The organism is Bacillus cereus group sp. MYBK220-1, assembly GCF_051916445.1.
Lineage (GTDB): Bacteria > Bacillota > Bacilli > Bacillales > Bacillaceae_G > Bacillus_A > Bacillus_A cereus.
Genome location: NZ_JBQAGQ010000003.1, coordinates 249,148 through 272,218, shown reverse-complemented (window position 1 = coordinate 272,218; position 23,071 = coordinate 249,148). Strand labels below are relative to the sequence as shown.

The window sequence follows — 23,071 nt, the reverse complement described above, 5'->3', positions numbered from 1 at the left end:
AATCTACCCCTCTCCCCGTTACTTTGAACGTTTGTAAAATGGTGTTGGAACAACTACTGCTTTGACGCGTTTATTACGAATTTCAATTTCTACTTCTGTATCAACTGCTGCGTATTTTACATCAATTAGTGCTAAACCAATGCTTTTCTTTAACGTTGGAGATTGTGTACCACTCGTTACTTCCCCAATTTTTTCTTCACCAATAAATACAGGGTAATGCGTACGAGGAATTCCACGTTCGATTACTTCGATGCCGACTAATTTACGAGGCGCACCGTTTTCTTTTTGCTCTTTTAACGTTGCTTTTCCAAAGAAGTCTGCTTCTTTATTTGTTTTTACCGCAAAGCCAATTCCAGCCTCAATCGGTGTAATATCTTTTGATAATTCTTGTCCATAAAGTGGTAATGTTGCTTCGAATCGAAGTGTATCACGAGCACCTAAACCACATGCTTTTAAGCCCTCTTCTGCTCCAACTTCAAGAAGTTTCTCCCAAAGTTTTGCAGCATCTTCACTCTTACAGTAAATTTCGAATCCATCTTCACCTGTGTAACCTGTACGAGATACAAGTGCTGGAATTCCGTCTACAAGAATATCGTTTTTAAATTTAAAGAACTTAATTTCTTTCAAATCTTCTGACACAACTTTTTGTAAAATGCCTTCTGCTTTTGGTCCTTGAATTGCAAGCTGTGCAACTTCACTAGAAACATTGACTACTGTCGTATCGCCAATTACATGACTTGCTAACCATTCGTAATCTTTCTCGATATTTGATGCATTGATTACTAATAAATAGTCTTCTTCACCACGTTTGTAGATTAATAAATCATCTACTGTACCACCATTTTCGTAGCACATAGCTGTATATTGTGCGCCCCCTACCTTTAAGGTAGATACGTCATTTGTAACAACACGTTGTAAAAATGCTAAACTATCTACACCTTTCACTTCAACTTCTCCCATATGAGACACATCGAACAAACCTGCAGCTGTACGTACAGCTTCGTGTTCTTCTTTAATGCTTGAAAATTGAACTGGTAATTCCCAACCACCGAAGTCGATTGTTTTCCCACCATACTTCGCGTATACATCAAATAACGGTGTACGTTGTAATGTAATCATGCTCTCTCCCCCTTATGCTTTGACAAATCAATAAAAGTTGCTTCCCTTTTCTAAACATTTTCATTCTGAAAAGATAGGATATACGGAATCTCATTATATTTTTTTATGAAAGCGTAAATAAAAAATCACTTTCTTGGATAAAATACGAAAGATTCCACACATTTCACACCATTATCCTAACATCATTCGCTATATTTCATCAATATTCTAGCATAAAAAATAATTTAGAATTTTTTATGTTAAAACACAATAAATACAGCTTTTGAGATTTAATACTTTATTATTGTCTATCATATAGCCTTTAATAACGATAATTATGCCTTCTTTTAAGGCAAATCATCATACATTAAAAAATAATTACTTTAGTTTATAAAAGGTGGGAGAGTTGTAATGAATGTCGATATTTCCGTAGATCGGACATGGCAAAACAATTTTTTAAATAGAATTGACGAAGATGGTCCTTGGACAAACTGGGATTTATATCACTTAGCTTATGAAACAGAAAAATCGTTACTTGTTCCTACTTTTGATGGACTACAAGCACCGAAACATTTATCCCATTTCACACCGCTTCCGCATCAATTAGAAGTCGCTCAAAATGTGATTGAACAAATGAACGGTAAAGCGATTCTAGCAGATGAAGTAGGCCTTGGAAAAACAATCGAAGCTGGACTTATTTTGAAAGAATACATGGTCCGCGGGCTCGTGAAAAAGGTACTTATACTTGTCCCAGCTTCTCTCGTATCACAATGGGCATACGAACTGAATACAAAGTTTTTCATTCCAGCTGTAGCCCAAAAGAAAAGCTATTCATGGGAACAAGCCGATGTGATTGTCTCCTCAATTGATACTGCAAAACGTTCACCGCATCGTGATATCGTTTTGAACTTAGAATATGACCTTATTATTATCGATGAAGCACATAAACTTAAAAATAATAAAACAAAAAACTATGAATTTGCACAGCGATTAAAAAAGAAATTTTGTTTATTACTAACCGCTACTCCTGTTCAAAATAAGATTGATGAAATTTTTAACCTTGTTTCTTTATTAAAACCAGGACATTTAGGCAATCAATCCAACTTTGAAGAATATTACGCTTCCAAAAATCGCTCAGCCGAATCAGATGAAGACTTAAAAGCTCTCATTAATAAAGTAATGGTGCGAAATAGACGACATAATACCGGTATCGATTGGCCGAAGAGACATGTACGTACAATTTTTGTTGAGTTTAATGAACAAGAACAAGCTCTATATAATGATATCGAAAATTGGCGAGGACAAGACGCCTTCACATCTGCTTTCTCATCGTTAACTTTAAAACGGGAAGCATGTAGTAGTCGTGAGGCTGTTTACTATTCATTGAAAAAGCATGTAGAAAAAAGACAGAAAGAAAACGAACATTATATAAAAGATCCACATATCGATGTGCTAATGGACAAAATTAATCATATTCCTTTCAACTCAAAAGCAAATAAAGCTCTTGAGCTTATAAAAGAAATTGACGATAAAGTCGTTATCTTCACAGAATATCGAGCGTCACAAATGTACTTACAATGGTTTTTACAACAACACGGTATTTCTTCCGTTCCATTCCGCGGCGGGTTTAAACGCGGGAAGAAAGATTGGATGAAGGAGCTTTTCCAAAACCACGCACAAGTATTAATTGCAACTGAAGCTGGTGGTGAAGGGATTAACTTACAGTTTTGTAGCCATATGATCAATTATGATTTGCCATGGAATCCAATGCGTCTTGAACAAAGAATCGGGCGTATTCACCGTCTCGGTCAAAAGAATGATGTTCATATTTATAACTTAGCTACAAAGCATACTGTTGAAGAACATATTCTGAAACTGTTATATGAAAAAATCAACTTATTCGAGCGTGTTATCGGTGAACTCGATGAAATTTTAACGAGAATTAATATGAAAAACATCGACGCGCACATTCAAGAAATTTTCGCGCAATCAAAAAGCGAAGGTGAAATTAGAATTAAGATGGAAAACTTAACATCTATTATCGACTTTGCGAAACGAAATGAAGCTGAGGTGCAGGGCTATGCAGCAACATGAAATTCATAATTACTTATACAATTTCTTTGAGGCGAATAACTGTGAAATTTTAGAACGTTCTCCTCATTTATTAGATGTACAGTTAACAATTGAGATGGATAAATTATTAATGAATCGCCCTTTTTATTGGCACTATCTTGAGAAAACAGGAGGCGTACCGAATCCGATGCGCCTTACTCTTATTACAAATCCAGAAAATGAAGAAAATGATGGTGAGCTTATTCACTACGGTTCACCACGTCTACATCAAATTTTCCAAACGACAAAAGAATTAGGCTCATACATACGTTTATATGAGGATGTAAGACATAATGGAGCAACACATACACCGCTCCACCCTTGGCTCGGTATTAATATAAAAGTTTCCTATCAATGTGATCGAAAAAAAGACATCCTTCACTCGATTGGTATTCATCTCATTTCTGGAACAATGATGGCAAACTTTCATGAAACATTAACAAACATTAAACTTACACCAAAAATACCTGATTTTTGTTTTACGCTCTCGCCCATCATTAAACCTCAAAGTGGTTTACAACGCATAGAAGACGCTTTAAAAAATATAATTGCAGAAGATGACCATACGTGGGCAAAAGAAGCAAGAGTGCGTTGGAATCATGATTTAGACCTTTTAAACCGTTTTTATGAAGAAAGTGACGAACTTCCTGAGAGCTATGAAATTGAAAAACAAGCTCTGCAAGAACAGTATGAACCACGTATTACAGTGCAAATTATTAACGGTGGACTCTTTTATGTTACCGCGAATCATTTTCTATCAAAATAAAGCTCCTTCTGCTTTAGAAGGAGCTTTATTTCGAGTTACTCTCTATCCTCATTACGCTCTTGTTGTTTTTGCTTTGCCATGCGTTTTTGATACGCACGATCCTTCGCGCTCACATGATTTGCATCAGTTGGAAGATTTTCTTTCGAACGTCCAATTCCATTGCTCATCTTTCCCACTCCTTTTTACGTTTTTCAGAATACATGTTTATTTTCAGCTAGAGTGACAATCCTTATACAAAAAAATAAGAGCAGCCATTGGCCACTCTTACTCGCTCACATATTTTTGAAACATATCATGGATGCCTTTATTTACTAGGTTCGAGATCTGCTCGTCAGATTTATTCGGATAACGATCACGCAATCTGATAGATGCCTTCACCATTAAATTTTCTAATACAGAACGGCCACCTTCTCCATAAATAATTTCAGCATATTTAACAAGCCTTCCATCCTCTACTGTTGCTGGATTATGATTGAAGAAAAATTTACTCATTGTCTCCACCTCTCTCTTTTGATAACGTTTACATTTATATAGATTATTTATGTTATTTATTTCACAATATTGTATGCATGTATATTTAATTAGTTTCATTATAAAGCAACATATCGATAGTAAATATGTGATTTTCCGTCCATTTTGTGAACAAATTAAAAATGAAAGCGTTTCCTTTATTATATACTAAAAAAACTTACTACGCTAGGGGCAATTTTTTTCAATCTACTAACCCCTCGAAAATTGATATATTTTTTCTTTTCCCATTAAACCCTTATACAATTTTCAGAAATTATATTATAAAATATATGTATGACTTAAGGAGGCTTTGTATGAATCAAAATAAAAAAGCTATATTAGATCTTGTCTTTTATCTCGTAATCCCATTCCTCATTTGGAAATTTGCAAAACCTTATATCGATCCTTATTACGCGATGTTACTTTCCTCTGTTCCGGGGATTATTTATACACTGTATACCTTTAAAAAAGAAAAACAGTTTAACGTGACAGGGTTCTTTATTTTAATTACACTCATTTCTAATACAACGGTAGATTTATTATCTGGGTCAGCTGAACGAATGTTGTGGAATGATGCATATTATCACATCGTACTCGGTATTATCGTCATCTGTACAATTTTCATAAAAAAACCACTCATGTTATATTTCGCTGCGGATATTGCAGCGCTGCAAGGCCATGACCGCGATAAAAGTCGTGAGCTTTATCGTGATAGTCGTATATATCCAGCACTGCAATATTTAACGTTATTTTTCGGGCTGCAATTTATATTAAAAAGCTTTTTAAAAATTTATTTCATCTCTGTTTTTGGTGTAGATGGCTATGGTGAAATGAGAGCGATTATGACCGCTGTAGGCTGGGGCATTTCTATTTGTATCGGAATAGGATTTGTATGGGTGAACAATAAAATACATGCCGTTACGGAAGAACAAGAATCCGTGCAGTAAATAAAAATCCCCTAGTGTAATACGACACTAGAGGATTTTTGGTTTGCTAAACATATGACTAAAATTCAACTTGATTTTTTTCTTTTACTTTTTACATTTCGGTAAAACAAAGCAGCACTCAGCGGCATAACACCAAACCACTTATTCATAAATGGCTCTTTTTCAGCACGGCGTTGTTCTTTCTTTTGTTTTCGATCTTCTTTTGGAGCATCCATATACGACACAAACTGCTGCGTCACAAAGCGAACATAATCATTAGTAGACATATTATCATCACCTCTACTTGATTAGTATGTCCACTTTTTTATACATTAATCTTTTCCTTTAATTCATTCATAATTTGCTTTACAGACTTATTCGTCGTATCAATATGTATATGAGCCTCTTCATAATAAGCTCGGCGTGATTCAAATTTCGTTACAAATGCATCTATATCTTTCTTTTGAAATAGTGGACGTGTCGTATCTTCACGAAGCCTTTCTGCAATTACATGCGGATCGCAATATAAATACACGACAGTTCCGTTCTCTTTCATCCACTTGCGATTTTCCGCTCGTTCAATAATTCCCCCACCAGTTGTAATAATGACATTATGGACTGGTAGCGCACGTAACATTTCGCTTTCATATTCCCGAAAAGCCATTTCGCCTTCTTCGGCAAAAATATTTCGAATTGCCTTCTCTTGCTTCTCTTCGATTTTTTGATCAGTATCTACAACATCCATTTGAAGTTCTTTACTTAACGCTTTTCCAATTGTTGTTTTCCCTGCTCCCATGTAGCCGGTTATATATATAGATTTCATTTTCTGTCCTCTCAATCGTCATTTATTAATTGTTATTATAACGAAAGATGCTACTTTGTTTAATAAAAAAACGTTTTGTTCTTATACTATGAAGAACAAAACGTAACACTCGCTTTTACTTATAAGTACCTCTTCTCACCCACTGCGTTGCAATCCATTTCTCACCTTTCGTTACAGGTGCTCCTCCGTGTAACGTAAGCTCATTTAGTGATTGATCTTGATAAAAATACTCAAAGTATACTGCCATTCCCTTTCTAGGGTGTACAGAAAGATTTAATTTCGGGAAGTATGTTTCCCCGCCTTCTTCTACATCATTTAAGTACATTACAAGCGTACTAATACGATTGTTAGCAGCTGATCTACTATGTTCCGCAAAATAATCATAGTGGGCTTTATATTGTTGATCCACTTCATAATTTAAAATGTGTAATCCTTCACCATGCGACGCAGGAACATTCATGATAGATGAAATTCGTTTTTCAATCTTTGAAGTAAGTTCATTGTCTTCCAAAAATGCACCGCTACTTGTTCGAATATCATTTACATCACGTGATGAACCAATTTTAGAACGCTCCATTTTATTTTTAGACATTTCAATCAATTCACCACACTCTTCATCACTTAGTACATTTGCTAATACGACAATAAGAGGTTCTTCGAATTTTGAAATAATGTGTATTTCTCTATCTTCTGTCATAATCGTATTTCCTTTATGATCAAAAATAGTTTGTTCCTTATTTTCACCTATTTGATTGTTGTTTGTCATTTCCCTATTCTCCCTAAAAATAATGATTGGATAGCATGAATATATCATATTCTTTCTACCTTTCTCTTTTTTGAGAAAATTTAAACTTTTAATCATTATATTTATCCATTTCTTCTAAAAAATCAATTCAATTTACAATAGAAAATCCTGGTTTATCTCCATATATTTCACATATTATCCTTCTATCCAATCCACTATTTTTCCATCCTTTTTTCTATACCGAAAACTCACCGTATAGAAAGCTTCCTGTTTGAGTGTGCACTGCAACGTAACGAGAATTAAATCATTTTCAAAGACATAATTTCCACTCGCTTCTCCCTTTTCATACTGAAAGAAAAATGTACCTTCTTTTTCTTTTTGCTGTAAATCTTTTTTTATATCTGTAATAGATCGGTTAAGTAATTCATCCAATAAAAACTTTTGTTCTATTTCTATATAAAAATTTTTATCTGTAAACAACATATTTGTTTCGTATATAAAAAAAGAAGTTAATAAAATAAGAAAGATAATAGTTCCAGGCATTGTAAATCCATTTTGCTTTCTCATACGTTTATTCCTATTTCGCTATATCGCATAACTACACCTTCATATATTTTCCCACTAGTATCTTTTACATTTATAATGAGTACATGAGGTGTTAGTTTGTAAGAAACTGTTCCAATATTTTGTAAAACAACTTCCCTCCCGCGCCTATTTACCTTTCTTATAAGACGACTATTCTCTTTTTCATACGATACTTCACTCCCATTACGCGATCGGAATCGTAAAATACTTTCTCCATTTTCAAATGCTAGCTGTTCTCCAGATGATACTTCACGAAACTCCAATTGCATTTGCCCTAAATACACATCCCACTCCCAATCATTTAATCCTTTTGACTGTTTATTTCCCATTTCAATGAAATGTAGGCGGGGAAGGAGCAAAAAAAATATTGATAATAGAAACAGACATACAATCATTTCTATTAATGAAAAACCAAATTCTAATTTATTTTTTCTCCTACATAAAAGCATTGTTCCATCATTCTGTCTTTCACATCTCTCCACATGGTACAAACTTCATTGCCTCCCCAATATGTGTAATACACAATTCCATTTATATTCTTTTCTATTATTCGCTTTTCTTCATTTCCATACATATATATAGCTGCTTCTTTTTTTAATAATCCAGATGCCTTATAACGAATTTGTATATTTTTTCTTTCTTGCATAACTAATACTGTTTGCGGTAGTAGTAAAGATACAGCCATCATTAAAACACTTAACGATACAATCATTTCAGCCATTATGGATCCTTTTTGACATTTCACGATACGTAAATCTCCCTCTTCCAAGCTGAAATACAATTTCATATTTATAATTTCTATACGAAATTATAATCGTACCACCTCTATTAATATTTCCACTTGGATTATATGTCATCGGATTTGGAAACGTATGCAAATCAATTTGTATATCTTCTTCATACTCTCGCTTGACGATATAATACTTTGTACCTGACTCTTTTATAGCATACATATTTCTATCTTTATGCCAACGTAATGTATAGTGCTTTTGACGGTTTATCGCTAATTGCTGCATATACAAAATATCATTTGAAAACTGCCTCAAAAATTGTTCAACTTTTTGTCGCTCGTATAAGGAATGCACGCTAAAATACGTAACTATACTTAATACAGAAATAGCAAATAAAACGAGTAACATTTCTAAAAAAGTAAACCCCTGTTGTTTCACAATGCCCTAATTGATACTGCGCCATCATCTGAAATATGAATAGATTCGCCATTCGGGCACTTATCAGTTGTAATATACTTTTCATCTGTCAGTTCTTTTAACGATGGAATTTTATTATGTTGTAATTGATATACTTGTATTTGCGCTTCTATAGCTTTCACGTAAGCTGCACACCCTTTTCCTTGGACCGATGAGCGCTGTGTAACTACATTCGGAATAATTAATAGTAATAATATAGTTATGACAACCATCACTAATAGCATCTCTAACAGAGTAAATCCTTCCTCATTCTGCATACAAATGCCCCCTAAATAGAATTCATCATTTGAAACATCGGCATAATCATCGCTAAATACATAAGGACAACGATTCCTCCAATACATGTAAATAAAATAGGCTGAATGATAACTAACATATGTTTAATTTTCCGTTCCATCTTTTCCATAATAAGATCGCTATAGTCACCTAATTCAATCCCTAAATTGCCGTTTGCTTGTCCATGCGTAATAACATAAGAAAGTTCTTTCTCGTAATACCCACTTTTAGCAATGATAGATTGTAACTGTTCTCCTCCAATTAATTGTCTTTCAATCCGGCTCGCTTCATATTTAAAGAACGGATGATATCTTTGCTCCATCATTATTGTTAAAGCTTCACATACTGATAGTCCACCATTTAATAAACCACTCAACTGAGTAGCAAAATAATGTGAATGCTTTAAAATAAGAAATGTTTTGATGAGGGGAATACGAAGCATAATTTTTACCTGTCTAATATGTGGAAGTTTCCTAAAATACAACATGTATAAAATACCTCCAATAATAACAGTTAAAATAGCGACTAAAATAATGTAAGGTAGCAGTTTTATTGCACTTAAAATTTTTTCTGTAAGTAGTGGTGTATTAGAACCGAACGAACTATAAACTATTTCAACCTGAGGTAATAAAATGAGTTTAAAAATAAAGAGCATGATTAGTAGAAAAAACATCAAAAACATAGGATACTGCATTATTTTCATCATGTCTCTCCTATACTTATCTTTCTTATAAAGAAGTGCACTTCCTTGTTGCAAAGCAAAAGAAATATCACCATGTTGCTCGGCATAAAATAAATAACTTAACATGTCCTGATGAAACTTTAACTGATGAAAAGAATCGTGTAGACTTTTCCCATCTTTTAACTCCTCAATCATGCGCTGCAATTGTACTTTCTTTTCTACAGGTAATTGAAACTGTAAAAATTCTAATGCTTGTAAAAGAGAGTAGCCTTTTTCTAATAATTCTCCTAAACGTTTCAACAATACTACTTGATCACTTAAACTCCAAGTTTTCTTAAACATAAACATCTTCTTCTAAAAAACCTAAAGCATATCCTTTTCGTATTGATGATTCTAAAGTCTCATGTTTGTAAGTAACACATTCTCCATCAGCTTCTTTAAGCGCTTGTTTTAACTCATATCCATATAGTAGCTCATAAATGCTAGCCTGCCTTACTTGCCTCATTGATTTACATAAAGTTGAGCACTTTCCTCTGCAAAACGGACACTTCAATTCGACAAGTCGCTGTGCAGCTACAGCCAATAAAGACTGTTCAATCTCTTGCCTCGTTATACCATAATCCATGAAACGAATGATTGCTCCTTTCGCATCATTCGTATGCAGCGTTGTCATTACTAAATGTCCTGTCAAACTTGCTCTTATAGCTATTTTTGCTGTTTCTTCATCACGGATTTCACCGACTAAAATAATATCTGGATCATGACGTAAAATAGCCTTTAATCCTGTTTCATATGTGAGACCCGCTTTTTCATTTATTTGAATTTGTAATACATCGTCACTTCTTTTTTCAACCGGATCTTCAAGTGTAATGATGCGACGTGTTTTCTTTTTTCTAATTACCTCTAATAATGCATACATTGTCGTCGTCTTCCCAGATCCAGTCGGTCCAGTAAACACAAGTAGCCCCTGTGAATAGCGTAAAAACGAGAGTAGTTTTGCTGCCGTACTTGGAAATAACGAAAGATGTGATAAGGGCTGAACAGATGCTTGTAAATGAAGACGAATAACAAGACTTTCTTGATATACTGTTGGAAGTGTGGAAAGGCGTAAATACACTTCTTGTCCATCAATTTGCAAATACAACGAACCATTCTGTGGCTTCCGTTTCTCGCCTATGTCCATAGATGCTAAAAATTTGAAATGTGAGACAAGTTTTTCTCCAAACTCCTTTTCAATACACTGTATCGTCATTAAATCTTTTCCTATACGTAGTTGCACCGCTACATCCTTCTGCCGGGGCACAATATGTAAATCTGACGCTTGTACCCTACACGCTTCTTTTAAAATTGCATTCGCAAAAATTTCAATCCCATTCATCACTTTTCCCTCCTCACTATGTATATAGCATGAAAACATGCGCAATAAAAATTTGGACTTTTGTATTTTCAATAGAGGAAAAAGGAAAAATATGTTTGTGAAATTATGAACAATTTCCGAATTATTGTCTGAAATTACCTATACTCATGTTTATCTGTATTATAATGTTATTATCTTGGATAAAGTGATAAAGGTGGAGATCCTCATGGAACAAGCTTTAAAAATTACAGGTGTATTATCTGACCCAACTCGTTATTACATTTATAAATATATTTCGCAAAAACATAGTTACGTAACGGTACAAGAAATTGCAGATGAGTTTGACATTCATCCAAACGTAGCGCGTTTACATTTATCTAAATTAGAAGATGTTCATATGCTAAAATCGGAAACGAAGAAAACTGGAAAAGGCGGACGACCGAGCAGATTGTATGTCTTATCTGAAGATGTTATCCAATTACAATTTCCATTCCGTGATTATCAATTGTTAGCAAGAATCGCATTTAATTCTTTACTTAGCCTTGGCGCTGCTGGTGAGAAAGCGCTATACGAAACAGGAAAACAATTCGGAGCTGAATTAATGCAACAACATATGCAACGTTTAAATGTGAGTGAAGATGCTTTAACAGTGGAACAAAAAGTTCAAATTGCAAAAGAAGCTTTCTCAACAGCTGGCTTATCACCTGCATTTGAATTAAGTGCAGATGGAACAAAAATTTTCTATGATGTACACAATTGTCCATTTAAAGAAGTTGCTGTTCATCATCCAACTGAAATTTGTAACATGCACGGAGATATGATGAAAGGAATTTTTGAAATCCTATTCCCTAACATGGAATTAACTCGAAATGATAGTCTATTAGATGGATGTAAATCTTGTAATTATAAACTAACAATTTAATTTTTCATATAAAAAGAAGCCAATAATAATTGGCTTCTTTTTATATGAACGAATATTTACAATAGTAAGAAAAATAAACTATAATGAGGTGAGGTTTACTTTTTTTAGAAAAGGAGGGAGATGGCATGGAGCGCATGTTTCGCGTTCTCGGCTTTTGGACTGGAATTTTCTCGGTCATGTTTTATGTAGGGGATATGCAACCGGCCGCACTACTATTTTTAGGACAAACAGGTTTCTTCGTACTTTTAAGCTATTTAAAATTAACAGAGCGTATGTATATATACGTATTTGGGGCATATTTAACTGTTTTCTTCATAGGATTTACATACTACACGACATTCTTACTTGTGCCTGGGGCTGGACATTAAAAGATGGCATTTTGCCATCTTTTTTTTAATTCCGGAATTTCCTAGTTGACTTATAGGTTTTATTACCTTATATTCTATATAACAGATTGGAATTAGGGGGAATCAACATGAATACACTGCTTGTCGGAATTAACGTTGCAGTCATGCTCATCTTAGTTGGCGTATTATATTATATGCAACGTAAGCATGTATCTTTTAATAAACGTGTATTTACCGCTTTAGGAGTCGGAATTTTATTCGGTCTTATATTACAATTTATTTATGAGCCAACTTCTAAAGTAATTATTGAATCAAATACTTGGTTTGGCTTAATCGGTAACGGTTATGTAAAATTACTTCAAATGATCGTTATGCCACTTATTTTAGTATCTATTATTTCAGCATTTACAAAATTACAGTTAACGAAAAATCTTGGTAAAATTAGTGGCCTTATTATCGGTATTTTAATTCTTACTACAGGAATCGCTGCAGCTGTCGGTATCGCTGCAAGTGCAGGATTTGATGTATCTGCAACAGGCCTACAACAAGGTGATGCAGAATCTGCTCGTCTGAAACTAGTTGAAGAAAGATTTACTTCTATTGAAAAGACAACAATTCCAGATAAATTATTAGAGCTATTGCCTACAAATCCGTTTCTTGATTTAACAGGCGCTCGTCCAACATCAACAATTTCTGTCGTAATATTTGCAGCCTTTATCGGCATTGCCTTTATAGGTGTAAAACGAAAATACCCAGAACAAGCAGAGCTATTTAAGAAAATGCTTGATGCTGTATATGCAATCGTAATGCGTATGGTAACATTAATTTTACGCCTTACTCCATACGGCGTATTAGCTCTTATGGCAAAAACAGTTGCTGGTAGCGATATAAATGCTATTTTAAAACTTGGTAACTTCGTGTTAGCCTCTTACGTAGCACTTATCGTAATGTTTATCATTCACTTATTATTAATTGCATTGTCTGGTTTAAATCCAATTCAATATTTGAAAAAAGTGTTCCCTGTACTAACTTTTGCATTCACATCTCGCTCTAGTGCTGGTGCGATGCCATTAAATATTGAAGCTCAAAAAGAAAAGCTTGGTATTTCCGAAGGAATTGCAAACTTCGCAGCTTCATTTGGGGTATCTATCGGACAAAACGGTTGCGCAGGTATTTATCCAGCAATGCTTGCAATGATGGTCGCTCCAACTGTAGGAATTGATCCATTACAACCACAATTTATTTTAACTTTAATCGCTGTTGTTGCTATTAGCTCATTCGGTGTTGCTGGAGTTGGTGGCGGCGCAACATTCGCAGCTTTAATCGTACTATCTACAATGAACTTACCAATCGGTATTGTTGCTCTAGTTATCTCGGTTGAGCCATTAATCGATATGGGGCGTACAGCTCTTAACGTAAGTGGCTCTATGACAGCAGGTCTTATTTCAAGTAAATGGCTTGGTGAATTAGATCAAGATACGTACAATCAAGATGATACAAAAACTGGTGAAATTGCTTCATAATGAAAAAAAGACGCTAACATACAATTGTCAGCGTCTTTTTTATTCCGTTCCCTCTTTATAGATTTTATCTTGAGAATTATCACTCTAAGTATTCTTCTAGTTGCTCTTTTAACTCTTCCTCAATCTCATAACAAGATTCATCAGCGAGTTCCCCTACTTTCTTACTCCCCAAAATGTTTGATTGAATTGGCATTCCTAAAAAGATTCTTTCACATTTCCAAATTGGAATATTGTGAAATCCAATCATCTCTTTTTCTTCATCTAATATAGCTATAGCAACTGATGAATAATAACCGACCTCAAAGGCATTCTCTTTTTCTCTTACAAATCCCATATCTAATTCCATGTGTTTTTTTATGTATAAATGCGAATACTCTTTATACAGTTTAAGTGATATTCGCTCTATTTCCTTCTCCATACATTGAATGTTCTCTTTTAACTCCAACGTAAACTCCTGTTCTTTATATTTCATTTTCGCCTCCTTAAACATAGAAAAAGAGAATACAATAACATATCCTCTTTCCTCAAATATATTTCATTATCTCACAGCCCGTCCTTTTCACAAATAACCATTTTGTTCGCACCATTTATGAAATTGTCCTACGTCTACTCCAACTAACACGATATCCTTTAGCTCTACATCAATGATTTGTTCTCCAATTACAATAGCAAACTGCGATGCTAATTTTGTCTCGTTTTTCTTTACAATTCCAATTTGGTTCCGATGCGGTCCATCTTTTATATATGCTTTTTGTCCTACAATATCAAAGTTCAAGATTCTCACCTCTTTTACTGCGCTCAAATTGGAAATACGATCTCCACCTCGGAAAATTTCCTTTCATTGCACTATTTCTCTATATATATGACAAAACAATAAAAGAGTCCTTCCTTCTTTACAATTATTTTTTCTTTGTTTCATTTTTGTGATTGAAACGTAAAGTTTATAATAAAATACACTTGGAAGCGCTTTCTATGTAATTTTTTATGTTATAATATATAAGTAGAACTTCGTAAAGAGGGTTAAAAAATGAATACAAAAATGATTAAAAAAGTAGTTGAAGCATTAAAAGTATATGGCTTTCAGGATGTATCATTCTGTGACAAAACGAAGCAATTTTTATTTCATAACGAAACCGATATTATGAGCGGCTATGCAGAAATAACATATAGTAGTCAATTTGAAAAATTCAACGTACAAATTCATCCAATTGAAACGCATCACCAAGCAGAGTTACAAGAGATTGAAAGACATATACAAGCTTGTATAAGAAAAGTGGAATATTTAAACGCACTTCTTACCGGGCAGACAAAACTAGATGATAAAATTATTATTATGTAAAAAAAGAACGTGATCCAATCACGTTCTTTTTTCATTATACGTTCATCTTTTCCTTTAGTTGTAATCCTGTAACAGATTCTAATACATCCATCGATTCTCCAAATGTCATATCAAAAATTGTCTTGTCCTCTATGTATGGAAACTGTCTGAAACGCTTTTCTAACACCTTCACAGCATCTGATGTAAAGTTTGCACTATCAATGCCAAATTCTGTTTCAAGAAGAACGATCCAATCTAACACATGAAAACCTAATCCATTGACGAATGAAATCAATTTTTCTTCTGGGTTTGAAGATAAGAATACTTGGCGTTCCATCTCACTAAAAAGTTCTTCTCCTAAGATTTCAGCTAACTCATCATCATGTTCACGTTCAACAAGTTCTTCGTAGCCGTAATCATCCACAAGCTCTTCTACTTCTTCACTATCCTGACAAAGCAATTGACTAAGAAGTGCCTCTTTCTTAAATTCACTATTTTGTACGACTTCTAAAAAGCTCGTTTCCCATCCATTTTCTAATTTCATATTATGTACTCCTTTATATACGTTTCTTATCATCACTGTACCCAAAAGATCACTTTTATAACCTTTTAGGTAGTTACTATTATTTCACATGATTCATAACATAAGATGCAAACTCAGCTACATCTCCTTCAAAAATATTTATTTCTGGCAAGTGATAGAACGTTGTTTGGAGCGGGTTTCCTGCATGATATACATATATCGTTTTCTCTAGTGCAATCGCCATTCCAAACTCTGTATGGCTCCCGTTTCCGCCATCTAATATAAGTAAAAATACATCCGCTTCTTTTACAGCATTTTGTTCTGCCTGACCAATTTCTCTTAATTGTTCTTCATTCGCTGCTCTTTCATTTTTGGTCCAATCATATGTATGGTGCCATCCTGCATGTTTCAGTTCATTTGCTACGGAACGTACAAGATGTTTATTTTGGAAACCTGAGGCGATATAAAAATTCATTTATATACACTCCTTCATTATGTATGGGGAAACTCCTTTTTAGCGTTATTTGTTATAGCTACAATAAAGAACAACTTCAAAAAAAATCCCCATCTTTAAAACTTATTTGCGTTTAAATGATGGGATGCTTCATGGTCTTCTTTTATTTTTTGTTTTTTATAACTTTCATCAGCTAACATTTCTAGTTCAGCTGTTATCTCTGACTTTTCAAGCTCTCTTTCTTGCGAAAATTTCCTTGAAATATAAACAATAACACTACCAACGTACAACACAAAGCATATAATAAGTGCAGTATTTTCATAGAGACTTAGCTCCAACACAGTCACTCCTAATCCATTCGTATTTTCACGCCTCATTAATTGGAATTTCCCTATTAACCCATTTGTTATCCCGCTATTTGAGGGCAGTAAGACTCCCTCCTCAAAATTCAGTAACAGTAAAGAAGTTAGATGTGGGATGCACCCAACTGATTAAAGTTTCACTTTATTGTAACATAAAAATATCAATTCTTGGAATCTTTCACCCTACTAAAAGAGGCATGATTGTTTCATCATGCCTCTGAAATATTTTGAATGATTGTTTTAATTGCTTCTTTTCCATTATATTTTTTTAGTGCTGTTTTATACTTCTCATTATTTTGACTTAATTCTTCGACATACTTTATAAGAGATTTTACATTTACATCTTCTTCATATAATACGGAGGCATATCCTTGTCTTTCAAAGGACTCTGCATTTAATATTTGATCTCCACGGCTTGCAAATTTCGATAATGGAATTAAAACCATCGGCTTTTGTAATGTTAAAAATTCAAAAATTGCGTTGGAGCCCGCGCGTGAAATAACAAAATCTGTTACCGCTAATATATCTGGCAGTTCTCCATGTACATATTCAAATTGTCTATATCCTTCTTTATTTTGTAAACTTTCATCAAGGTTACCTTTTCCGCAAAGGTGAACAATTTGATATTTTTTCAGAAGTTCTGGTAACGCGGATCGAACCGTTTCATTAATTTTTTTTGCGCCCAAACTTCCTCCCATGATTGTAATAACTGGCTTTTTACGTGAAAAGCCTAAAAATGCTAAACCTTTTTCACGATTTCCCTTTAGTACTTCTTCACGTACAGGAGATCCTGTATAAATTACTTTTTCTTTCGGTAAATGTTTCGCAGCTTCTTCAAATGTAACAAATATTTTCGAAGCAAAACGAAGCGCAATTTTGTTTGCTAGTCCTGGCGTCATATCAGATTCATGTAATAAAACTGGTACTCTATTTAGCCATCCGCCAATTACGACTGGTACAGATACGAAACCGCCTTTTGAAAAAATCACATCTGGTTTTAGTTTTCGAATTCTTACATACGCATCCATAACCCCCTTCATTACAAGAAAAGGATCTTTTATATTTTTTAAATCAAAATAACGACGTAGCTTTCCACTCGAAATACTATAGTAGGGAATGCCTTCCTTTTCTATAATCGTTTTCTCAATACCTTGGTGAGAACCAATATAAGAGATATCCCAGTTGTCTTCCTGTAAATATGGGATAATGGCTAAATTAGGTGTTACATGTCCTGCCGAACCGCCACCTGTAAAGACTATTTTCTTCATACGTCTCCCCCTTCTAGACTATAATACACTAAAATATCTTGCCTCAGGGTGAGAAAATACCATAGCCGTTACGGACGCTTCTGGCTCCATCATGAATCCTTCTGTTAATGAAATACCTATTTCCTCTGGATGAATTAAGCGAAATAGCTTTTCTTGATCTGCAAGTTCTGGACACGCCGGATAACCAAATGACACTCGTATTCCTCTATATTTCGTACGGAAACGTTCTTCCATCGTCAGTTCAGGTGAGTCCGGAATGCCCCAGCGGTCACGAATGAGCATATGTGTTTTTTCAGCAAGTCCTTCCGCTAATTCAAGCGCTAACGATTGAATGGCATGACTACGTAGGTAATCACCTTTCGCCTTCCACTCTTCAGCAATATCCCGAACTCCTTCCCCAACCGTAACAGATAAGAAAGCAACATAGTCCATCTCATCTCCTATTGGGCGCAAATAATCACCTAAAGTACGATAGGGAGCCTTTCCTTGTCTAGGGAATGTGAAACGCTCTATAACACGCGTATGATCTTCTGGATCATATATTACAATGTTTTGTCCGTCGCTTTGCGCTGGGAAAAATTGATACACTGCTTTCGGCTTTAACCAAGATTGTCCTTCCTGCAATAATTCATCTATTAAATCATTTAATTCATGTGCTCTCTTATCTCCCTCTTTCAAAAGCTTCTTCACATTTCCTTTTAATCCAAGGTGATGCCCAAGTAGCATTTGTCTATTCAGAAATGGTGCGAGATGAAGGGCGGGAACATCTCGTAATACAATTCGTTTTGTTGAATCAGGCACCATAACCTCTGATTTTGGTAATGGCTCAATTACTGCTGGAATTTCTACTTTCTTCTCCTCTTTTTTTACGATATGAAGATGACGTTCTTTTTTATCCTGCTTCATCTTCTCACGCTCTTCTTCTTTTTGAAGCTTATTAATAATATCGAGCCCCGTCATCGCATCACTCGCATAACAAACGAGTCCTTTATATGATGGTGAAATCCGATTATCTGTAAACTTTCTCGTTAACGCTGCACCACCTACAACAATGGGCACATCAATATTTGCCGCTTTTAAATCTTCAGCAGTCGTTACCATTTGTTGCGCTGATTTTACTAATAAACCTGAAAGGCCTATAATGTCCGGCTTCTTTTCTTGTACTTCTTGAACAATTCGATCCGAACGTACATTAATTCCTAAATTAATAATCTCATATCCGTTATTCGCTAAAATAATTTCAACGAGATTTTTCCCAATATCATGCACGTCACCTTTTACAGTTGCTAACAATACTTTCCCTTTTTTCGCACTATCACTAGATTCCATATGTGGCTCTAAATAGCTTACAGCGGCTTTCATACTTTCGGCACTTTGCAATACTTCAGCAACAATAAGTTCATTATTATTAAATAGTCGTCCTACCTCGTCCATCCCTGTCATAAGCGGACCGTTAATAATATCAAGAGGTTTTCTTCCTTCTTCAAGTGCAAGACTTAAATCCTCGTGTAATCCTTGTTTCGTACCTTCTACAATATAATTTGCTAGTCTTTCATCAAGCGTTAACGTTTCTTGCACAACGACATCTTTCTTTTTAGCAACTCGGTAAAAGTTTGTAAATTCTTCTAACGTCTCTTTCGTCGTTTCAAACAGTAATGCATCTGCAAGGCGTTTTTCTTCCTCTGGAATCGACGCATAGCGTTCTAATTTTTCCGTATTCACAATCGCGTAATCTAATCCTGCTTTCGTAGCATGGTATAAAAAAACTGAATTTAATACTTCACGTCCAGCCGGTGGTAAACCAAATGATATGTTACTTACACCTAAAATCGTTAAACACTCTGGTAACGCTTCTTTAATAAGGCGAATTCCTTCTATAGTCGCTGCCGCTGAGCCAATATATTCTTCATCACCTGTCCCTACTGGAAACACAAGTGCATCAAAAATAATATCTGACGGGCGTATCCCATACTTCTTTGTAAGTAATTCATAGCTTCTTTTCGCAATTTCTATCTTTCGTTCCGCACTAACCGCCATACCGTCTTCATCAATTGTTCCTACAACTATAGCGGCACCATACTTCTGAAGAAGCGGTGTCACTTTTTTAAATCGTTCTTCTCCATCTTCTAAATTAATTGAATTAATAACAGCTTTTCCTTGAATATAAGTAAGAGCTCGCTCCATCACATTTTCATCTGTTGAATCAATCATAATCGGTACTTTTAAAACTTTCGTAACTTCTGCTAAGAAGTTTTCCATATCTTCTATTTCATCGCGATCAGGATCTGCCATACAAATGTCAATAATATGAGCATTTTTCTTCACTTGCGCTCTTGCCACTTCAGCAGCCTCTTCAAATTTCCCTTCTGCTACTAAGCGTTTAAATTTACGTGACCCAATAACATTCGTTCTTTCACCTACAAATAACGGTCTCATAGACTCATCATATTGCAGTGCTTCTAATCCACTAATTCCATGTCCTTCTCTCTCATGATGGTCACGAGGCCTAAGAGATGCTAGCGCGGATTTCATTGCTTTTATATGTTCTGGTGTCGTGCCACAACAACCACCAATAATATTAACCCATCCTTCTTCAGCAAATCGCTTCACCTTTTCAGCAAGAGAAGATGGAGATTCATGGTAATGTCCATCTTCATCAGGAAGACCTGCATTTGGATAACAAGAAATGTAACACTCCGATAAATCAGATAGTGAACGAATATGGTCCCTCATAAACTCCGGACCAGTCGCACAGTTTAACCCAACAGATAATGGTTTCATATGTTCTACTGATAAATAAAAAGCTTCAATTGTTTGCCCAGCCAGAGTCGTTCCCATTGGCTCAATCGTTCCTGAAATCATAATAGGAACCGTTTTTTTCAGTTCTTCAAAAGCGGCTTGAATTCCAATATAAGCTGCTTTCACGTTACGCATATCTTGACTCGTCTCAACGAGTAATACATCAACTGCTCCTTTTAATAATCCTCGTGCCTGCCTTGTATAAGCCTCAATCAATTCTTCAAAAGTCACACCACCTGTAACACTAATTGCTTTCGTTGTTGGTCCCATCGCTCCCGCAACATATACTTCCTTCCCGCTTTCTTTAACAGCTTGCTTCGCCAAAAGTGCTGCCTTTTCATTTAGTTCTTCATCTAAATGAGACAGATCATAATCACTTAGTACAATATTCGTTGCCCCAAATGTATTTGTTTCAATAATATCCGCTCCAGCTTCAATATAAGCTTTATGAATCTTTAAAATAACGTCTGGTCTTGTTTCCACTAAATATTCATTACAGCCCTCGTACTCTTCTCCTCCGAAATCTTCAGCAGTTAAATCCTCTTGCTGAATCATTGTCCCCATTGCACCATCTAATATTAAAATGCTATTTTTTAATTTTTCTTCTATACACTTCATCAATTAATACCTTCTTTCACTTCTTGCTTTTCTCTTACATATTTAACAAGATGTTCTGTAATTTCATACTTTAAAAATGGTGTAATAAGATAAATACCATTAAAATATTTCATCGCTGCGTCGACCAATTCTTGTGAAATGCGGATCCCTTCCTCAATTGCTGCCTCTTTCGTTTCATGTCCATCCATTCTCTCTCTTATTTCTTCAGGAAGAGTAATACCCGGCACCTCAAAATGAAGAAAATCTGCATTCCGCTTACTTACTAACGGCATAATTCCAATAAAAATAGGTTGTTCCAAATGCTTTGTCGCTTCATACACTTCTTCAATTAACTTGATATCGTAAATTGGCTGAGTTAAAAAATACTCCGCTCCAGCATCTATTTTTCGTTCCATTCGCTTAACCGCTGCTTTTAAGTGCCTTACGTGAGGATTAAATGCGCCGCCTACAGAAAACCTTGTCGCCGGTCCAATTGATTTCCCTAAAATTGAACGTCCATCGTTCATTTCTTTAATCATTTTAATAAGCTCAATAGAGGATAAATCATATACAGAAGTGGCACCGGGAAAATCACCAACGCGCGCTGGATCACCAGTTAAAGCTAACACTTCTTCCATCCCTAACGCCGATAAACCTAACAAATGTGATTGTAGTCCAATGACGTTATGATCTCTACACGTTAAATGCGTCAATACTGGGATATCATGCTTCGTTAATAACGCACCCATCGCCATATTAGAAACACGAGGCGATGCTAATGAATTATCTGCTAGAGTAATAGCATCTGCTCCCGCTCTTTTTAACGCTCTTGCTCCTTCAAAAAAACGCTGTGTATCTAACGTTTTCGGTGGATCTAATTCCACTACAACTGTCGTTTGTTTTTTCGCTTTCTCTGCTAGAGTGACGTGAGCCTTCGAACGTTTCTCATGCGTATGAACGACTTTCGGCCTTTGAATCGTGTCTTTTTCTATTACAGGGGTAATATTCGCAACAGCGCGCTTCATACTTTGAATATGTTCTGGAGTCGTACCACAACAACCACCCAATAACCGAATACCTTGCTCAATAAATCTCGGTGTCATCGCTTCAAAATAAGCTGGGCTTCCCTCATATACGTAACGTCCATCCACATAATTCGGGAGGCCTGCATTTGGGTATGCTGATAAATAGCCATTTTGAGGAATCGATATCATTTTGAAAGCTTCCGTCATATGAAGCGGCCCTAGTTGACAATTCAACCCAACAACATTTGCACCGTAATCTATAAGTTGCTTTAATATTTCATTGACATCATTTCCATTTTGAGTCGTACCTGCTTCATGTAACGCTAATTGCGCAACAATTGGAATATTCGTTTGCTTACGCAATACTTTAACGGCATGAAGTAATTCAAATTCATCGTAAAAAGTTTCTAATAGTAATCCATCAACCTGTTCTTCTAGTAAAGCCCCTGCCTGTTCAAGTAACATAAACTCTCTTTCCATATCAGTCGTTGTAACAGCTCCGATATGTTTCATACCACCAATTGTTCCTAAAATTGCATTTTTATCTGTCACAGATGCTTTCGCCAGTTTTACTGCCGCTCTATTAATTTCTGTAACTTGATTTTCTAAACCATACATACGTAATTTCGCCTCATTTGCTCCATACGTATTCGTTTGAATTACATCTGCTCCAGCAGCTACATATTGTTTATGAATCGATATAATTAAGTCTGGATCAGATACATTCAATTCTTCAAAGCTACTTTGCAAACCATGTGAATGCAATAACGTCCCAACCGCACCATCACCTATTACAATTCCTTTTGATAATAAATCTAGTAATTTCACGACTCTCCCTCATTTCT

At 35.2% G+C, this 23,071-nt stretch carries 29 protein-coding genes; 8 read left to right on the top strand and 21 right to left on the bottom strand.

Features of this window, described 5'->3' with window-relative positions; genetic code table 11:
- Positions 1-18 precede the first annotated feature (18 nt).
- Entirely contained in the window at positions 19-1,119 is a 1,101-nt protein-coding gene (gene gcvT, locus ACTFRU_RS15085) for a glycine cleavage system aminomethyltransferase GcvT (protein ID WP_000631777.1), read from the bottom strand.
- A 390-nt stretch (positions 1,120-1,509) separates the two neighbouring features.
- Here gcvT and ACTFRU_RS15080 point away from each other — a divergent pair, with 390 nt between their 5' ends.
- Positions 1,510-3,192 (top strand): DEAD/DEAH box helicase, encoded by a 1,683-nt coding sequence (locus tag ACTFRU_RS15080; protein ID WP_001100037.1) that lies wholly within the window; start codon positions 1,510-1,512, stop codon positions 3,190-3,192.
- On the top strand, positions 3,179-3,976 hold the full coding sequence (locus ACTFRU_RS15075) for a YqhG family protein (RefSeq protein WP_001183964.1): 798 nt from the start codon (positions 3,179-3,181) through the stop codon (positions 3,974-3,976). The genes ACTFRU_RS15080 and ACTFRU_RS15075 overlap by 14 nt, the downstream gene beginning before the upstream one ends.
- A gap of 35 nt (positions 3,977-4,011) precedes the next feature.
- On the opposite strand, the gene ACTFRU_RS15070 is transcribed toward ACTFRU_RS15075, so the two are convergent.
- Complete coding sequence (locus tag ACTFRU_RS15070) at positions 4,012-4,143, bottom strand: hypothetical protein (RefSeq protein WP_000064668.1); 132 nt, start codon at positions 4,141-4,143, stop codon at positions 4,012-4,014.
- 97 nt (positions 4,144-4,240) lie between these two features.
- The gene (locus tag ACTFRU_RS15065; RefSeq protein WP_000032702.1) at positions 4,241-4,468 is read right to left on the bottom strand and encodes a hypothetical protein; all 228 of its coding nucleotides are present in this window, start codon (positions 4,466-4,468) and stop codon (positions 4,241-4,243) included.
- A gap of 73 nt (positions 4,469-4,541) precedes the next feature.
- Here ACTFRU_RS15065 and ACTFRU_RS15060 point away from each other — a divergent pair, with 73 nt between their 5' ends.
- Positions 4,542-4,658 (top strand): hypothetical protein, encoded by a 117-nt coding sequence (locus tag ACTFRU_RS15060; RefSeq protein WP_001987222.1) that lies wholly within the window; start codon positions 4,542-4,544, stop codon positions 4,656-4,658.
- Positions 4,659-4,800: 142 nt separating this feature from the next.
- Entirely contained in the window at positions 4,801-5,433 is a 633-nt protein-coding gene (locus ACTFRU_RS15055) for a VC0807 family protein (protein ID WP_001073111.1), read from the top strand.
- Between the two features lie 65 nt (positions 5,434-5,498).
- Here the strand turns inward: ACTFRU_RS15055 and ACTFRU_RS15050 are convergent, their stop codons facing one another.
- The 10 genes from ACTFRU_RS15050 to comGA form a co-directional block, all read right to left on the bottom strand.
- Positions 5,499-5,699, bottom strand: coding sequence for a YqzE family protein (locus ACTFRU_RS15050; RefSeq protein WP_000106083.1), 201 nt, complete (start codon positions 5,697-5,699; stop codon positions 5,499-5,501).
- Positions 5,700-5,737: 38 nt separating this feature from the next.
- Entirely contained in the window at positions 5,738-6,235 is a 498-nt protein-coding gene (gene aroK / locus ACTFRU_RS15045) for a shikimate kinase AroK (RefSeq protein ID WP_000836653.1), read from the bottom strand.
- A 115-nt stretch (positions 6,236-6,350) separates the two neighbouring features.
- Positions 6,351-7,001, bottom strand: coding sequence for a 2OG-Fe(II) oxygenase (locus ACTFRU_RS15040; protein ID WP_113303575.1), 651 nt, complete (start codon positions 6,999-7,001; stop codon positions 6,351-6,353).
- A gap of 174 nt (positions 7,002-7,175) precedes the next feature.
- Positions 7,176-7,547, bottom strand: coding sequence for a competence type IV pilus minor pilin ComGG (comGG, locus tag ACTFRU_RS15035; RefSeq protein ID WP_001231318.1), 372 nt, complete (start codon positions 7,545-7,547; stop codon positions 7,176-7,178).
- The gene (gene comGF, locus ACTFRU_RS15030; protein WP_033692316.1) at positions 7,544-8,014 is read right to left on the bottom strand and encodes a competence type IV pilus minor pilin ComGF; all 471 of its coding nucleotides are present in this window, start codon (positions 8,012-8,014) and stop codon (positions 7,544-7,546) included. Before comGF ends, comGG begins: the two co-directional genes overlap by 4 nt.
- Positions 7,984-8,286, bottom strand: a complete 303-nt coding sequence (locus ACTFRU_RS15025) for a hypothetical protein (protein ID WP_000829464.1) — start codon at positions 8,284-8,286, stop codon at positions 7,984-7,986. The genes comGF and ACTFRU_RS15025 overlap by 31 nt, the downstream gene beginning before the upstream one ends.
- Positions 8,279-8,734 carry a competence type IV pilus minor pilin ComGD gene (gene comGD, locus ACTFRU_RS15020; protein WP_000813141.1) on the bottom strand — a complete coding sequence of 152 codons (456 nt, stop codon included), beginning with the start codon at positions 8,732-8,734 and terminating at the stop codon, positions 8,279-8,281. The genes ACTFRU_RS15025 and comGD overlap by 8 nt, the downstream gene beginning before the upstream one ends.
- Positions 8,731-9,030, bottom strand: coding sequence for a competence type IV pilus major pilin ComGC (gene comGC, locus ACTFRU_RS15015; RefSeq protein WP_001178684.1), 300 nt, complete (start codon positions 9,028-9,030; stop codon positions 8,731-8,733). The genes comGD and comGC overlap by 4 nt, the downstream gene beginning before the upstream one ends.
- 11 nt (positions 9,031-9,041) lie before the next feature.
- Entirely contained in the window at positions 9,042-10,079 is a 1,038-nt protein-coding gene (comGB, locus tag ACTFRU_RS15010; RefSeq protein WP_016123380.1) for a competence type IV pilus assembly protein ComGB, read from the bottom strand.
- Positions 10,066-11,109: a competence type IV pilus ATPase ComGA gene (gene comGA, locus ACTFRU_RS15005; protein WP_440037704.1), complete on the bottom strand. Its 1,044-nt coding sequence runs from the start codon at positions 11,107-11,109 to the stop codon at positions 10,066-10,068. The genes comGB and comGA overlap by 14 nt, the downstream gene beginning before the upstream one ends.
- A 205-nt stretch (positions 11,110-11,314) precedes the next feature.
- Between comGA and ACTFRU_RS15000 the strand changes: the two genes are divergently transcribed.
- From ACTFRU_RS15000 to ACTFRU_RS14990, 3 genes are all read left to right on the top strand, one after another.
- A complete protein-coding gene (locus tag ACTFRU_RS15000) occupies positions 11,315-12,010 on the top strand; it encodes a helix-turn-helix transcriptional regulator (protein ID WP_000434125.1) in 696 nt (231 codons plus the stop codon).
- Between the two features lie 125 nt (positions 12,011-12,135).
- Positions 12,136-12,378: a DUF2626 domain-containing protein gene (locus ACTFRU_RS14995; RefSeq protein ID WP_000440716.1), complete on the top strand. Its 243-nt coding sequence runs from the start codon at positions 12,136-12,138 to the stop codon at positions 12,376-12,378.
- 107 nt (positions 12,379-12,485) lie between these two features.
- Entirely contained in the window at positions 12,486-13,880 is a 1,395-nt protein-coding gene (locus tag ACTFRU_RS14990) for an L-cystine transporter (RefSeq protein ID WP_001094344.1), read from the top strand.
- Positions 13,881-13,959: 79 nt separating this feature from the next.
- Here the strand turns inward: ACTFRU_RS14990 and ACTFRU_RS14985 are convergent, their stop codons facing one another.
- Positions 13,960-14,352: a hypothetical protein gene (locus ACTFRU_RS14985; protein ID WP_324655962.1), complete on the bottom strand. Its 393-nt coding sequence runs from the start codon at positions 14,350-14,352 to the stop codon at positions 13,960-13,962.
- A gap of 87 nt (positions 14,353-14,439) precedes the next feature.
- On the bottom strand, positions 14,440-14,655 hold the full coding sequence (locus ACTFRU_RS14980) for a DUF3912 family protein (RefSeq protein WP_049107956.1): 216 nt from the start codon (positions 14,653-14,655) through the stop codon (positions 14,440-14,442).
- Between the two features lie 252 nt (positions 14,656-14,907).
- Here ACTFRU_RS14980 and ACTFRU_RS14975 point away from each other — a divergent pair, with 252 nt between their 5' ends.
- On the top strand, positions 14,908-15,219 hold the full coding sequence (locus ACTFRU_RS14975) for a hypothetical protein (RefSeq protein ID WP_049107957.1): 312 nt from the start codon (positions 14,908-14,910) through the stop codon (positions 15,217-15,219).
- Positions 15,220-15,253: 34 nt separating this feature from the next.
- Here ACTFRU_RS14975 and ACTFRU_RS14970 read toward each other — a convergent pair whose 3' ends face one another.
- From ACTFRU_RS14970 to ACTFRU_RS14945, 6 genes are all read right to left on the bottom strand, one after another.
- Positions 15,254-15,742, bottom strand: a complete 489-nt coding sequence (locus ACTFRU_RS14970; RefSeq protein WP_000764267.1) for a hypothetical protein — start codon at positions 15,740-15,742, stop codon at positions 15,254-15,256.
- A gap of 79 nt (positions 15,743-15,821) precedes the next feature.
- Positions 15,822-16,196 (bottom strand): nucleoside 2-deoxyribosyltransferase, encoded by a 375-nt coding sequence (locus ACTFRU_RS14965; protein WP_001012345.1) that lies wholly within the window; start codon positions 16,194-16,196, stop codon positions 15,822-15,824.
- 95 nt (positions 16,197-16,291) lie between these two features.
- Positions 16,292-16,552: a DUF3966 domain-containing protein gene (locus tag ACTFRU_RS14960; RefSeq protein WP_001250699.1), complete on the bottom strand. Its 261-nt coding sequence runs from the start codon at positions 16,550-16,552 to the stop codon at positions 16,292-16,294.
- Between the two features lie 194 nt (positions 16,553-16,746).
- Complete coding sequence (murG, locus tag ACTFRU_RS14955) at positions 16,747-17,805, bottom strand: undecaprenyldiphospho-muramoylpentapeptide beta-N-acetylglucosaminyltransferase (protein WP_000724779.1); 1,059 nt, start codon at positions 17,803-17,805, stop codon at positions 16,747-16,749.
- 18 nt (positions 17,806-17,823) lie between these two features.
- Positions 17,824-21,222: a methionine synthase gene (metH, locus tag ACTFRU_RS14950; RefSeq protein ID WP_000649674.1), complete on the bottom strand. Its 3,399-nt coding sequence runs from the start codon at positions 21,220-21,222 to the stop codon at positions 17,824-17,826.
- Complete coding sequence (locus ACTFRU_RS14945) at positions 21,222-23,054, bottom strand: bifunctional homocysteine S-methyltransferase/methylenetetrahydrofolate reductase (RefSeq protein ID WP_000770352.1); 1,833 nt, start codon at positions 23,052-23,054, stop codon at positions 21,222-21,224. Before ACTFRU_RS14945 ends, metH begins: the two co-directional genes overlap by 1 nt.
- Between the last annotated feature and the right edge of the window lie 17 nt (positions 23,055-23,071).

Excerpts from the sequence above, each read along its gene's own strand:
- ACTFRU_RS14970 (WP_000764267.1), bottom strand. The coding sequence starts at position 15,742 with ATGAAATTAGAAAATGGATGGGAAACGAGCTTTTTAGAAGTCGTACAA.
- ACTFRU_RS15070 (WP_000064668.1), bottom strand. The coding sequence starts at position 4,143 with ATGAGCAATGGAATTGGACGTTCGAAAGAAAATCTTCCAACTGATGCA.
- comGA (WP_440037704.1), bottom strand. The coding sequence starts at position 11,109 with ATGAATGGGATTGAAATTTTTGCGAATGCAATTTTAAAAGAAGCGTGT.
- comGB (WP_016123380.1), bottom strand. The coding sequence starts at position 10,079 with ATGTTTATGTTTAAGAAAACTTGGAGTTTAAGTGATCAAGTAGTATTG.
- aroK (WP_000836653.1), bottom strand. The coding sequence starts at position 6,235 with ATGAAATCTATATATATAACCGGCTACATGGGAGCAGGGAAAACAACA.
- metH (WP_000649674.1), bottom strand. The coding sequence starts at position 21,222 with ATGAAGTGTATAGAAGAAAAATTAAAAAATAGCATTTTAATATTAGAT.
- ACTFRU_RS15060 (WP_001987222.1), top strand. The coding sequence starts at position 4,542 with ATGCATGTATATTTAATTAGTTTCATTATAAAGCAACATATCGATAGT.
- ACTFRU_RS14965 (WP_001012345.1), bottom strand. The coding sequence starts at position 16,196 with ATGAATTTTTATATCGCCTCAGGTTTCCAAAATAAACATCTTGTACGT.
- comGG (WP_001231318.1), bottom strand. The coding sequence starts at position 7,547 with ATGAGAAAGCAAAATGGATTTACAATGCCTGGAACTATTATCTTTCTT.
- ACTFRU_RS14995 (WP_000440716.1), top strand. The coding sequence starts at position 12,136 with ATGGAGCGCATGTTTCGCGTTCTCGGCTTTTGGACTGGAATTTTCTCG.
- ACTFRU_RS15080 (WP_001100037.1), top strand. The coding sequence starts at position 1,510 with ATGAATGTCGATATTTCCGTAGATCGGACATGGCAAAACAATTTTTTA.
- ACTFRU_RS14990 (WP_001094344.1), top strand. The coding sequence starts at position 12,486 with ATGAATACACTGCTTGTCGGAATTAACGTTGCAGTCATGCTCATCTTA.
- ACTFRU_RS15065 (WP_000032702.1), bottom strand. The coding sequence starts at position 4,468 with ATGAGTAAATTTTTCTTCAATCATAATCCAGCAACAGTAGAGGATGGA.
- ACTFRU_RS15040 (WP_113303575.1), bottom strand. The coding sequence starts at position 7,001 with ATGACAAACAACAATCAAATAGGTGAAAATAAGGAACAAACTATTTTT.
- ACTFRU_RS15025 (WP_000829464.1), bottom strand. The coding sequence starts at position 8,286 with ATGGCTGAAATGATTGTATCGTTAAGTGTTTTAATGATGGCTGTATCT.
- comGF (WP_033692316.1), bottom strand. The coding sequence starts at position 8,014 with ATGCTTTTATGTAGGAGAAAAAATAAATTAGAATTTGGTTTTTCATTA.
- ACTFRU_RS14985 (WP_324655962.1), bottom strand. The coding sequence starts at position 14,352 with ATGAAATATAAAGAACAGGAGTTTACGTTGGAGTTAAAAGAGAACATT.
- ACTFRU_RS14975 (WP_049107957.1), top strand. The coding sequence starts at position 14,908 with ATGAATACAAAAATGATTAAAAAAGTAGTTGAAGCATTAAAAGTATAT.
- ACTFRU_RS15075 (WP_001183964.1), top strand. The coding sequence starts at position 3,179 with ATGCAGCAACATGAAATTCATAATTACTTATACAATTTCTTTGAGGCG.
- ACTFRU_RS14960 (WP_001250699.1), bottom strand. The coding sequence starts at position 16,552 with ATGAGGCGTGAAAATACGAATGGATTAGGAGTGACTGTGTTGGAGCTA.
- murG (WP_000724779.1), bottom strand. The coding sequence starts at position 17,805 with ATGAAGAAAATAGTCTTTACAGGTGGCGGTTCGGCAGGACATGTAACA.
- gcvT (WP_000631777.1), bottom strand. The coding sequence starts at position 1,119 with ATGATTACATTACAACGTACACCGTTATTTGATGTATACGCGAAGTAT.
- ACTFRU_RS15055 (WP_001073111.1), top strand. The coding sequence starts at position 4,801 with ATGAATCAAAATAAAAAAGCTATATTAGATCTTGTCTTTTATCTCGTA.
- ACTFRU_RS15050 (WP_000106083.1), bottom strand. The coding sequence starts at position 5,699 with ATGTCTACTAATGATTATGTTCGCTTTGTGACGCAGCAGTTTGTGTCG.
- comGC (WP_001178684.1), bottom strand. The coding sequence starts at position 9,030 with ATGCAGAATGAGGAAGGATTTACTCTGTTAGAGATGCTATTAGTGATG.
- ACTFRU_RS15000 (WP_000434125.1), top strand. The coding sequence starts at position 11,315 with ATGGAACAAGCTTTAAAAATTACAGGTGTATTATCTGACCCAACTCGT.